The 12,044-nt window shown below is 30.8% G+C and carries 14 protein-coding genes and 1 other RNA gene; 9 read left to right on the forward strand and 6 right to left on the reverse strand.

What is annotated here, in order from left to right; translation table 11 throughout:
- Position 1 precedes the first annotated feature (1 nt).
- Together RH82_RS04160 and dnaX are read right to left on the reverse strand one after the other, a co-directional pair.
- On the reverse strand, positions 2–556 hold the full coding sequence (locus tag RH82_RS04160; protein ID WP_034058348.1) for a hypothetical protein: 555 nt from the start codon (positions 554–556) through the stop codon (positions 2–4).
- 71 nt (positions 557–627) lie between these two features.
- Entirely contained in the window at positions 628–2,358 is a 1,731-nt protein-coding gene (gene dnaX / locus RH82_RS04165) for a DNA polymerase III subunit gamma/tau (RefSeq protein WP_034058695.1), read from the reverse strand.
- Positions 2,359–2,726: 368 nt separating this feature from the next.
- On the opposite strand from dnaX, the gene RH82_RS04170 reads away from it, so the two are divergent.
- Entirely contained in the window at positions 2,727–3,080 is a 354-nt protein-coding gene (locus tag RH82_RS04170; protein WP_156112408.1) for a hypothetical protein, read from the forward strand.
- A 65-nt stretch (positions 3,081–3,145) separates the two neighbouring features.
- Positions 3,146–3,442, forward strand: coding sequence for a hypothetical protein (locus RH82_RS04175; protein ID WP_034058351.1), 297 nt, complete (start codon positions 3,146–3,148; stop codon positions 3,440–3,442).
- 237 nt (positions 3,443–3,679) lie between these two features.
- Here the strand turns inward: RH82_RS04175 and RH82_RS04180 are convergent, their stop codons facing one another.
- Positions 3,680–4,477 (reverse strand): hypothetical protein, encoded by a 798-nt coding sequence (locus tag RH82_RS04180; RefSeq protein WP_034058352.1) that lies wholly within the window; start codon positions 4,475–4,477, stop codon positions 3,680–3,682.
- Between the two features lie 85 nt (positions 4,478–4,562).
- On the opposite strand from RH82_RS04180, the gene rnpB reads away from it, so the two are divergent.
- Positions 4,563–4,864: RNase P RNA component class A (gene rnpB / locus RH82_RS17700), an RNA gene on the forward strand.
- A gap of 55 nt (positions 4,865–4,919) precedes the next feature.
- Here rnpB and RH82_RS04185 read toward each other — a convergent pair.
- Genes RH82_RS04185 through RH82_RS04195 form a run of 3 tightly spaced genes read right to left on the reverse strand, consistent with a single transcriptional unit; the run spans position 4,920 to position 7,020 of the window.
- The gene (locus tag RH82_RS04185) at positions 4,920–5,477 is read right to left on the reverse strand and encodes an RsmD family RNA methyltransferase (RefSeq protein ID WP_034058353.1); all 558 of its coding nucleotides are present in this window, start codon (positions 5,475–5,477) and stop codon (positions 4,920–4,922) included.
- Entirely contained in the window at positions 5,478–6,299 is an 822-nt protein-coding gene (locus tag RH82_RS04190; RefSeq protein WP_034058356.1) for a DUF3822 family protein, read from the reverse strand.
- On the reverse strand, positions 6,280–7,020 hold the full coding sequence (locus RH82_RS04195; protein ID WP_034058359.1) for a hypothetical protein: 741 nt from the start codon (positions 7,018–7,020) through the stop codon (positions 6,280–6,282). The genes RH82_RS04190 and RH82_RS04195 overlap by 20 nt, the downstream gene beginning before the upstream one ends.
- Before the next feature lie 120 nt (positions 7,021–7,140).
- Here RH82_RS04195 and RH82_RS04200 point away from each other — a divergent pair, with 120 nt between their 5' ends.
- The 6 genes from RH82_RS04200 to RH82_RS04225 all read left to right on the forward strand — a co-directional run bounded on the left by RH82_RS04200 (position 7,141) and on the right by RH82_RS04225 (position 12,043).
- Positions 7,141–8,568 (forward strand): ATP-dependent DNA helicase, encoded by a 1,428-nt coding sequence (locus RH82_RS04200; RefSeq protein ID WP_034058362.1) that lies wholly within the window; start codon positions 7,141–7,143, stop codon positions 8,566–8,568.
- Between the two features lie 37 nt (positions 8,569–8,605).
- Complete coding sequence (locus tag RH82_RS04205) at positions 8,606–8,830, forward strand: hypothetical protein (protein WP_156112409.1); 225 nt, start codon at positions 8,606–8,608, stop codon at positions 8,828–8,830.
- Positions 8,808–9,374, forward strand: coding sequence for a DUF4126 domain-containing protein (locus RH82_RS04210; protein ID WP_034058367.1), 567 nt, complete (start codon positions 8,808–8,810; stop codon positions 9,372–9,374). The genes RH82_RS04205 and RH82_RS04210 overlap by 23 nt, the downstream gene beginning before the upstream one ends.
- A gap of 62 nt (positions 9,375–9,436) precedes the next feature.
- Positions 9,437–10,165 (forward strand): 3-deoxy-manno-octulosonate cytidylyltransferase, encoded by a 729-nt coding sequence (kdsB, locus tag RH82_RS04215; RefSeq protein WP_034058368.1) that lies wholly within the window; start codon positions 9,437–9,439, stop codon positions 10,163–10,165.
- A gap of 58 nt (positions 10,166–10,223) precedes the next feature.
- Positions 10,224–10,928, forward strand: a complete 705-nt coding sequence (locus RH82_RS04220) for an HAD family hydrolase (protein ID WP_034058370.1) — start codon at positions 10,224–10,226, stop codon at positions 10,926–10,928.
- 32 nt (positions 10,929–10,960) lie between these two features.
- Entirely contained in the window at positions 10,961–12,043 is a 1,083-nt protein-coding gene (locus RH82_RS04225; protein WP_034058373.1) for an iron-containing alcohol dehydrogenase family protein, read from the forward strand.
- The last annotated feature ends 1 nt before the right edge of the window (position 12,044 follow it).

Raw genomic sequence — 12,044 nt, forward strand, 5'->3', positions numbered from 1 at the left:
TTTAAATAGTATTCCTATTAATTGAATACGTTTTGTCTTTATTTATTATTAAGTGTAATCGATTATACTCTTTTTTTAAAGGGTTGTAATAATCGATATTCATTTTTAATATGTTATCATCATAAATTTCAACGTAATTAATATCTCTAAGAATAGTATTATTTAAATAATTTTTAAAATTTGGATTATGTGCGATAATAAAATTTTTATCAATAATTTCAGAAAAAACTACTTCGTCTTTTAGTAATACTCTTAATGAAATTTTTGCATCTCTATAATAAGATTTGTGTGTTATCGCGCTTTTCTTCTCAGTTTTTAAAACATAATTATCCATATCTGTATAAGCTTTAATAGTAATTTTAAAACCATTATTTAAGATAGTATCTCTTTCAGCTTCAGTATAATTTTCGGGAATATGGATTATTTTATCAGAAAAAGATTGTTTTAGATTTTGACCGCTAAATATTTCATTATTAGAGCTCTGTCCACGATCTCTACCATCACAGCCAATAAATGCAAAGGCAACAATAAGTAAAATTATGAGACTGTTTTTCATCTGAAATTTTTAAAGGTTATATAAATTACTCTTTGTTTTTGTATCTAAAAACACAGTAGACTTTTAGTCTTTTAAAGATCCAAATCAAACGTCTTTCTAAGCAGCTCGATATTAGGATTTTTCTCTTTTAGTTTTTCGTATTTCTCGTCTGGTGTGTAGGCAAATTTCTTTTGCATTTCTTCATTAACGTCAATATTTAAGCTTATATCGTAGTTTTTAAGGCTTTTTCTAAGGAATTGTAACAAATCGAAAGACTGTCTTTCAACTTCTACTTTATTTGTAGCATTAGGGAATGTTAAATGAATTGTGGTGCCTTGTAATTTGGGTTTGTCTATAGATAGAATAGAAGCAAGGTTCATTTTACCTTCGCTTTCAATTTGTAAAACAAAAGTGTTCCAAACTTCGGTTAATTCCTCTTGATCAAAAGCTTCTTTGGGTAAATCTTCTTCATCTACAACGACATCCATTTGCTTTATTTCATGCTCTTTTTTAGCACGAATACTGCTTAAGGATAAACCCGAAGTTCGTTTTGTTTTAGAATTTAAAACAATTTTTGGTTTAGTGATCTCCGGAGTTGTAACAGTTTTTGGTATTGAAGCCACAACTGTTTCTAGTTTGTTTTCAATGACTTGCTTTGTATTTGTAGTGGTTGGCTCTAAAGGTTTACTAATAGTAACTGGTCTAATACCAACACGTTTAAAATATGAAGGCGGAATTATGAACCGACTGCTATTTTTTTTTTCTCCATCAAAAGTGATAGAGGCAAGCTGCATTAGGCAAAGTTCAACGAGTAAGCGTTGGTTTTTACTGGATTTGTATTTTAAATCCGTTTCGTTAGCCAGTTCAATGCCCTTTAGTAGAAAGGCTTGAGATACTTTTTTAGATTGTTCTAAATATTTTGTTTTAGTCTGGTCTCCAACTTCCAGCAATTCTATTGTTACTGGGTTTTGGCAAACTAGCAAATCTCTAAAGTGCGAGGCTAAACCTGCAACATAATGGTGTCCATCGAAGCCTTTAGATAAGGTTTCGTTAAACTGAAGTAATAAATCTGGAATTTTATTCTCCAGTATTAAGTCTGTACTGGTAAAATACGTTTCGTAATCTAGTACGTTTAAATTTTCTGTAACTGCCTGTCGTGTTAATTCTTTTCCCGAAAAGCTTACGACACGATCGAAAATAGACAGTGCATCACGCATGGCTCCATCTGCTTTTTGTGCAATAATATGAAGGGCATCATCGTCTGCATTTATGCCTTGTTCTTTTGCAATATACTTTAAGTAATTTTTAGCATCTTTAACCGTAATACGTTTAAAATCGAAAATTTGGCAACGCGATAAAATCGTTGGGATAATCTTATGTTTTTCGGTGGTCGCTAAAATAAAAATGCAATGTTTTGGTGGCTCTTCTAATGTTTTTAAAAACGCATTAAAAGCGGCTTGGGAAAGCATGTGTACTTCATCAATAATATAGACTTTGTATTTTCCAACTTGAGGAGGAATACGCACCTGGTCTGTTAGACTTCTAATATCATCTACCGAGTTGTTTGATGCTGCATCCAACTCAAAAATATTAAAAGCATAATCTTCTTCTCCAGTTTCTGTGCCATCGCTATTAATCATTTTAGCTAGAATACGTGCGCAACTGGTTTTTCCAACACCACGAGGACCTGTAAACAATAGAGCTTGCGCTAAGTGATTGTTTTCAATAGCATTAAGTAATGTATTTGTAATAGCATTTTGCCCAACAACGTCTTTAAACGATTGTGGTCTGTACTTTCTGGCCGATACTACAAAGGGTTCCAATTTATGTTGAACATGTTTCAGCATCTTGCGATGCTAGATTAAGACTTATTTTAAACGAATAACAAAGTTAAAAATTCAATTCAGAATTCAGAATTTTGAAACTAAAATTTAATAGGAGTTATTAACAATAATATAAGCTTTGAAGTATTTTATTTTATTGACTTTATATTTTTTTAAACTTGTTTAATAAAAGTAAAACAAACATAACTAAAGAAATAATTTCATTATTTTATAAGAGAAGTATTAATTGCTCTTCACAACAAAATTTGCAACCATGGGTTTTGAATGGATTCCACAAAAAAAATTACAAACGACACTATATCTGCTTAAAGTGTCAAAAAGGTTTTAAAAGTCCTTCTCAAGAAGAAATGAAACATACTAAGTCTATAGATTTTTCAGGCCTAATGGAAGAGTATTATGCTTCAGGAACACAACAAGACATTATAAAATATATTAATAAAGCGTTTCAAGAAATTAGAGTTGTTTGTCCAAATTGTAAAAATCAAATGTTACAAGTGCATTATGATTTTGAAGTGCCTGCTCAACATGATCTTAAATCTTGGAAAAACCTACAAGAAAACATGTCTTCTAAAACAGTAATACAATATGGCACTTATATACATTGGCACCAATTAGAGTTACAGAAAGTAGCAGAAAATTCTATTACATTTAAAGAGTTACAACTAAATCTTGAAAAATTGGTATTTGAATCTAAAATGTAAAGCAAGTTGTTTTATTATTTAAAGTTTAAATACTAATAAAATCTGCACATAAATGAAACTAACAAATGGGTGAATTAAAAATATATTACAAACAAGAAGAAGATGTTTATTTTAAAGATCAAGATGTTAATGTGAAATATTATATCCACCTAAATTTTAAAAGTAAAGAAGTAAGATGGTGTTTCTATCTGCCACTTCCCAAAGGCATACATTGGAAAGCTGGAGATCTAATGGGTGGACTGGGAGTAGACCATCATACAAAAACGCAAAGTTTTGAAGATTTTATTTTAAAACCGCATCTTGAAATTCTAAAAAAAGAGTACAAACAGGCATCAAGGGTAATAAAAAATTCTTTGGTATAAATACCAGTATTTCCTAACTTAATTAAAAAAACACACATTTATCATTTAAATAAAACAAGTCTCAAATTGATAATCAATTTGAGACTTTATTTTTGTCCAGTTACTATTAAGAACTTATTTTAAATATGAATGAAGATTTATTAAAGATGTTTCGCTAATTTTACTACTAAATAATGATCCTATTGGAAATACTGCTGACTTTTTAATATTATCTAAATTTAAGAAAAAACCCAAAATTTATTTTCCAGAATATATATCTGTAATTTTATATTTTGTCAAATAAGCTTTAGTTTTATCATTTGCTACTACAGCATTATTAATTGTTATTTCAGAAACTATTTTATAATCATAAGGGTAGTATTTTATAATTAAACTGCTTACATTTTTCTTGAGTAATTTTTTATCTATTAATAATGTCATAGTTTTCAAATCCTCTTTAGCTTTTGCTGCAATTTTTATAGCATATACTTTTAACTCTTCTTTTGTTCCATTTTTATAAATTTCTAGGATATCATCTTCTATACTATTTTTGTTATCAATGTCATCTAAAATTTCATAATATAGACGTTGTACAGCCTCAAAATAAAGAGCTTTATGATGTTTTTTTTTAAAACCGAACGGTATATTACTAACAATAATTTCCTTTTTTACATCTAAAGCCAAATAAAATAAAGCATCATAACCTGGTGTAATTGCACCACTTTTATTGCCAGGCCTTGAACCTCCGCTGCTTCTTACTTTATCAGGATGTAAATAAGCAAATTTTGAATTTTTATTTTTTTTATGAGTTTTAAATACTTCTTCAGTTATAAACTCTATATCTTCAGTAATTTTCCATTCATTTAAAATAGCTGCTTTATAATTTTTGTTGAATTGTTTAGTTGACTCAGACTTACCTTTTTTAAGCACAACTTTTAATGGTCTTGAGTTTAATTCTTTAAGGTTTTCAATATAAATAGTATCTAGATTGTCACTTTGGGCTTTAGTAGTTAAAGTAATAAAAAGCACGAAAATTAATAGAAAGATGTTTTTCATATTATTGAGTTTGATAAAAGTTTAATTTTTACAAAAAAAAAATAGAATTACTATCCAAGTAAAAGTATAGTTTTATTTTTGCATCTAAGTAAATCGCCTTATCGCGTCTTATTTATAAGACGAGGAAAGTCTGGACACCATAGTGCAATATAGTGGTTAACAGCCACCAGTCGTGAGATTAGGAAAAGTGCAACAGAAAGTATGTACAGGTAATGCTGTAGTGAAACCAGGTAAACTCTATGTGGTGCAATGTCATGTAAACTAGCGTTTGAGCGTGCACGCGTAAGCTAGAGGGTAGGCAGCTAAAGTGTATTGGTAACAATAGGCGTAGATAAATGATAAGGGCTCGTATGAGTACAGAATCCGGCTTATAGATTTACTTAAATAAACAAGCCCTTTGAGAAATCAAAGGGCTTTGTTTTTGTGCTATCATTTTATTTTTCTATTCTTCTTCTTCATTACTAGGCAGCTTAAAAAAACTAAACATATTGCCACCATAACCTTTAGAATAGTTGAAATTTTTTGAATTCGAAATATCTGTGTATTTAGAATGCTCAACTATTAGTAAACCATCAGGTTCTAATAAGTCATTTTTAAAAATAAGTTCCGGGATTTTAGAAAATTGTTCGACAGTAAAATCATAAGGAGGATCGGCAAAAATAACAGTCGCTTTAGTTTTGCTTTTTTCTAAAAATTTAAACACATCACTTTTTATAGTTTTTATAGACATTTCGAAACTTTCTGCAGTTTCGTTAATAAATCTAATACATCCAAAGTTCTGGTCTACAGCCGTAATCTTTTCTGTACCACGAGAAGCAAATTCGTAACTTATATTGCCCGACCCTGAGAATAAATCTAGCACAGAAATGTCACTAAAATAATATTGGTTATTTAAAATATTAAACAACGATTCCTTTGCCATGTCTGTGGTTGGACGAATAGGTAGCTTTTTTGGAGCTGTAATTCTTCGGCCTTTAAATTCTCCTGAAATTATACGCATTTAAAAACGAGTTAAAAGTGTGAAATGTGAATGTTTATTTGGTAAGCCTTCTGTTACTGAAAATGTATCTTTTCTGCTTCCAAAACTGATATGTCTAATGTATTTATAGAGTATGTTGTAAAACGTATCGTTTTTAGTAATTGTACCTAATAGTACAGTTTCAATAACTTCTGGATTCAGTTGTAATTGTTCTACTGTAAATAATATATAATAAATAAAATCTTGAGTTGTATGGTATTCAAAAGAATTATAAAGCGTTAAAGCTCCTTCCTTGGTAGTAATAATTTCAAAATGTGTTGCATTTACATGGATGTACATTTTGTTTACACTAGCATTCTTTTCTTGGGCCAGTAGTTCTTCAATTAAAACAGTAGAGTGGTGCTTATAGGTGAAATCTCCAAAACGCTCATATATAAAGTTGTTTACATTTACATAGGGTACATAAACGTTTACAGTTTCATTAATAGCTATAGTATCGAAAGTTATATAATCTGTTTTAAGTATTTTAGAATTCAGTTTTAGGTAATCTGCAATTGCTTCTTCATTAAATAATGGTTTTGGAACTAGTGTAGCTAATTCATTAACATGAATAACTTGTATCGCATCAAAACTATCACTTAGCCATTCTTCGGTATTAAAAGTGTGCTTTACAGCATCAAGCAAATCAAAAGGTGTTACTTTTTTATCGAATATAATGTGTTCTATTTTTGAAACTGAATCGTTAAGCGTATTTAGGATACAAAAAGAAAGTCCATTCAAACTTATTTGAATGGACAATACTTTATGAGATATATGTTTAACGTTATTCTTTTTTTGGATCATAAACTTTAGGCCAGTTACCATTTACTTTTACTTCTTCCATAGAACCAATTTTAATGGTATTACCATTAATTTCTTCTACTGAAAAGGCATTTTCTTCTTTACCTACTAAGTCTTTCGGTTGATCGTGTAAAATATCCTTTTTCATTGCAACAGCTTCAAAAACAGATAGTTTCTTGTCTTCTTCACCAACTTCTCCAGCTTTTAATACAAATTTAGTACCTTCTTTTGCATAAGGAATATTCATCATTTTCTTATAACGAGTAGACTTTTTAAATAATGAATCTCTTACAGACTCAAAACTTAATGTATCTACAATAGTAATTTCTTTATTATAAACAATTCCACCGTAAGCTTTAGTTTTCTCTTCATCTAAAACTGTAGAATCTCTGCGCTCTATAATAGCAAACTTACCAGTTTCAATGAATTTAATTAAACTATCGTAGTTATCAGTAAACTTTCCATTGACTTCTTTATAAGCCAATTCTGAATCTCTAATATCAACGAGGTTCTTTATTACCGCAGCATAACGGTCTTTTTTTATGTTATGAAATTTAATTTCATCGTAAACAGAATTAAAGGTTAAATAACCTAAAGCAAAAATAGCGGCCCAAAGTAAAATGGTTAAGGGAGCCTTTAATTTAGATGGAATATACTTATCTATAGCCCAAACAATTCCAACAGTTAGTAGAATTACAATTATTACACCAATTATTATCATCATAATTTTTATTAATTTAATTAACGGTCTAACGCAAATCTACAATTTTTTTTGTTCGTAAAAACCAATAAGCGTAAAAATCATTTATATCTTTGAATTATTCTTAAATTCTTAATTACTTTAATGACGTCTTCACAATTTTATTCCCTTATAAAACAGCAGTTTCCGTTTACGCCAACGGTAAAACAAGATATTTTATTATTACAACTTTCAGAATTTATTTTTGCAGATAATGATAATGACATCTTTTTACTAAAAGGTTATGCAGGAACAGGGAAAACGACCATTATTGGTACGATAGTAAATAATCTATTGCATGTAGAAAAGAGTGCAGTGCTAATGGCACCAACTGGTCGCGCAGCAAAAGTGATTAGTAATTATTCTAAAAAGGAAGCATTTACTATTCATAGAAAAATATATTTTCCAAAAAAAGATAAAGGAGGAGGTGTTAAATTTGTCTTACAACCTAATAAGCATAAAAACACCATTTTTATTGTAGATGAAGCATCCATGATTCCAGATGCACCTTCAGATTCTAAACTTTTTGAGAACGGTTCTCTTTTAGACGATTTAATGCAATACGTGTATCAAGGACATAAATGTAAACTGCTTTTAATTGGAGATACGGCACAATTACCGCCTGTTAAATTAGATTTAAGTCCAGCTTTAGACGAAACCATATTAAGCCTAACCTATAATAAGGAAGTTACCAAAATAGAGCTTGACGAAGTAGTGCGACAAGGTCAAGATTCCGGGATTTTGGAAAATGCTACTTTATTACGTGAGACTATTGCTAGTTCATTTTTTGAAAGCTTCCAGTTTAACATTAAAGGGTATCCAGATATTGTTAGACTCGTTGATGGTTATGATATTATGGATGCTATTAATGATACTTATAGTACTTTGGGAAACGAAAATATGGCAATTATTGTACGCAGTAATAAACGTGCAAACTTGTATAACCAACAAATACGTAGTAGAATTTTATTTAATGAAAATGAATTATCTGCTGGTGATTACCTCATGGTTGTAAAGAACAATTACTTTTGGTTGAAACCAGAGTCTGAAGCAGGTTTTATCGCCAATGGAGATATTATTGAAGTTTTAGAAATCTTTAGTATTAAAGAGTTATATGGTTTTCGTTTTGCTGAAGTAAAAATACGAATGGTCGATTACCCAAAAATGATTCCAATAGAAACGGTATTAATATTAGATACTATAAACGCCGAAACACCTTCATTACCTTATGAAGAATCCAATAGATTATACCAAGAAGTGCAGAAAGATTATGAAGATGAAACCAGCAATTACAAGAAATTTATAAAAACAAAAAGCAATAAACATTTTAATGCTTTACAAGTAAAATTCTCGTATGCTATTACCTGCCATAAATCGCAAGGAGGACAGTGGAATACTGTATTTGTAGAACAACCGTATTTACCAGAAGGTCTTAATCGCGATTATTTACGATGGCTATATACGGCAGTAACAAGAGCTAAAGAAAAACTGTATTTAATAGGTTTTAAAGATGATTTTTTTGAAACTGAGTAAATAGTTATACATTTATAACGTAATGAAACTTATTATTATGAAAAAGCGCTTTCATTGGCTTAAAGAAGGTTTGGTTTTTGCAATTGTTATGTTTATCTTTTCAATTGTATTAGATCTTGTAAGTCATGACTTTACCTGGGTAAGTTTTCCTAAACGCATAATTACATGGGTAATTGGAGGCGTATTTTACGGACTTATAATGTACCTCATATATAGAAGATCACTTATTAAATTAAAAAATGACGAGCGAAACAATAATTAGCATTTGCCTAGGCATAGGATTAGCAGCTTCAGTTGGTTTTCGAGTATTTGTGCCATTGTTCGCATTAAGTTTAACTGCATTTTTAGGCGGTTGGGAATTAAACGAATCTTGGCAATGGGTTGGCAGTCTTTCGGCTTTAATAGTTTTAGGAGTAGCCACTAGTGTAGAAATTTTCGCATATTATATTCCTTATGTAGATAATTTGCTAGACTCTATCGCTATTCCTTTGGCAGCCATTGCGGGAACAGCTGTTATGGTGTCTACAGTTGCAGATTTAAGTCCTGTTATTACATGGGCATTAGCTATTATTGCAGGAGGAGGAACGGCAGCCGCAGTCGCAAGTACTTCGGGAGCAACCAGATTGGCATCGACAGTAACCACTGGTGGTATTGCAAATCCTGTGGTTTCTACAGTAGAAACAACAACAGCAGTAGTAATGTCGGTAGTTTCAATAGTTTTTCCAATAGCCGCAATATTTTTAGTGTTCATCATTTTATTCATCATATTCAAGCTTTATAAAAAGTTTAAATCAAGTAAGACATAAATTCCGTTTAAAAATTATATTTTTGGGTGGTAAATAATTCGGATAATACTTCAGCTTTATAAATGAAAATAATCGCAATGATTCCTGCACGATACAGTGCTTCTCGTTTTCCTGGTAAACTCATGCAAGATTTGGGAGGAAAACCTGTAATTACTCGAACTTACGAGGCTACAGTTGCTACAGACTTATTCGATGATGTGGTTGTGGTTACAGATAGTGATATTATATATAAGGAAATTAAAAGTATAGGAGGAAAAGTTGTAAAGAGTATTAAAGAACACGAATGTGGAAGCGATAGAATAGCAGAAGCTGTAGAGTTTATGGATGTGGACATTGTTGTTAATGTTCAAGGCGATGAACCTTTTACAGAGGTCGATTCGCTTAAAAAACTTATTAAAGTATTTAAAGAAGACGCTAAAAACGAGGTGGATTTAGCATCATTAATGGTGCATATTGAAGATGTTGATGAAATAAAGAATCCTAATACAGTAAAGGTCATTGTAGATCAAAAAGACTTTGCACTGTATTTTTCTAGAAGCCCAATTCCCTTTCCTAGAGATAATGAAGTTGCTACTAAGTATTATAAACATAAAGGTGTTTATGCATTTAGAAAACAAGCTATATTAGATTTTTATCGTTTACCAATGCTAATGTTGGAAGCTTCAGAAAAAATAGAATGTATTCGCTATTTAGAGTATGGAAAGCGTATAAAAATGGTGGAAACAAATGTTCAAGGTGTAGAAATTGATACACCTGAAGATTTAGAGCGTGCTAAGAAGCTATGGAAATAATGAAGTGTATTTTTTTAAAAAAAAAGGAATTTATAAAGAACAAGATTATTAATAGATATTGAATAAAGAATACCAAAATGTAAAAGTAATAGGCTTTGATGCAGATGACACGCTTTGGGTTAACGAAACATATTTTCGTGATGCAGAAAGTGAGTTTGCTAAATTGCTAAACAGATTTGAAACCGAAAATAAAATTGACCAAGAGCTCTTTAAAATGGAAATGAAAAACCTTCCTGTTTATGGTTATGGTGTTAAAGGTTTTGTGCTATCTATGGTAGAAATGGCATTAGAATTATCTAATAATACGGTTTCTAATACAACCATAGAAAAAATAATAGAAATAGGTAAAGAAATGATTAATAAGCCTGTTGAGTTATTAGACGGAGTAGAAGAAGTGCTTGACGAATTATCTAAAAAATACAGATTAATTGTAGCTACAAAAGGCGACTTGCTAGACCAAGAACGTAAGCTCCAAAAATCTGGATTGCTGGATTATTTTCATCATATTGAAGTATTAAGCGATAAAAAAGAAGACAATTATAGTAGATTACTTAAGCATTTAGATATAAAACCATCAGCATTTTTAATGATTGGAAATTCATTAAAGTCTGATATTTTACCATTAGTAACACTAGGAGCAAAGGCAATTCATATTCCATTTCATACCACTTGGGCTCATGAAAAAGTATTAGTTAATACCAATGAATCTAAAAGTTACAAAACGCTGAAAAATTTACGCGAAGTAATTTCAATATTAAATTAGAAAACAATATTTTTACAATTACAAATAGTTAAATGAGTTATAAGAATTTTCCAATGGTGTCCAAAGTTATTTTTGGACGAGGTAGTTTTAATCAATTAGAAGAGATTCTGTCTCCTAAACGGTTAAATATCAAAGCACCATTTATATTTTTTGTGGACGATGTTTTTAAAGGCAATGCTTGGTTAACATCAAGAATTCCGTTGTCTTATGACGATAAATTAATTTACGTCTCCGCAGCTAAAGAACCAGAAACGTCACAAATAGACGACTTAGTAGAACAAATTATTCTTAATTTTAAAGAATTACCATCTGGTATTATTGGTATTGGAGGAGGTAGCGTTTTAGATATAGCTAAGGCCGTGTCTATTATGCTTACAAACAAGGGCGAATCTAAAAATTATCAAGGTTGGGACATTGTTAAGAACCCAGCTATTTATCATGTTGGTATTCCTACTATTTCTGGAACTGGAGCCGAGGTTTCACGGACTACTATTCTAACAGGACCAGAAAGAAAATTAGGTATTAATAGTGATTATACACCATTCGATCAGGTTGTACTTGATCCAGAATTAACAAAAGGTGTTCCTAAAGACCAATGGTTTTATACAGGAATGGACTGCTTTGTGCATTGCGTAGAATCACTAAACGGAACCTATTTAAACGCTTTTAGCCAAACTTATGGAGAAAAAGCATACACACTTTGTAAAGAGATTTTTATTGGAGATACACTAAGCGAACAAGAAGCACAAGATAAGCTCATGATGGCTAGTTGGCACGGTGGAATGAGTATAGCTTATTCTCAAGTAGGTGTTGCACACGCTTTAAGTTATGGTTTAGGCTACTTGTTAGGTATAAAACATGGAATTGGAAACTGTATCGTTTTCGAGCACTTAGAAGCGTATTATCCAGAAGGCGTTGCATTATTTAAAACAATGAAAGCGAAGCATAATATCTCTTTACCTCAAGGTATTTGTAGGGATCTTTCTGATAAAGAATTCGACATCATGATTGATGTTGCCTTAAGTTTAGAACCACTTTGGGAGAATGCCATTGGTAAGCAATGGAAAAAGACAATTACTAGAGAGAAATTGAAAGCACTCTACCTAAAAATGTAAT

The sequence above is a fragment of the Lacinutrix jangbogonensis genome (assembly GCF_000797445.1).
In the GTDB taxonomy this organism is placed as follows: Bacteria; Bacteroidota; Bacteroidia; order Flavobacteriales; family Flavobacteriaceae; genus Lacinutrix; species Lacinutrix jangbogonensis.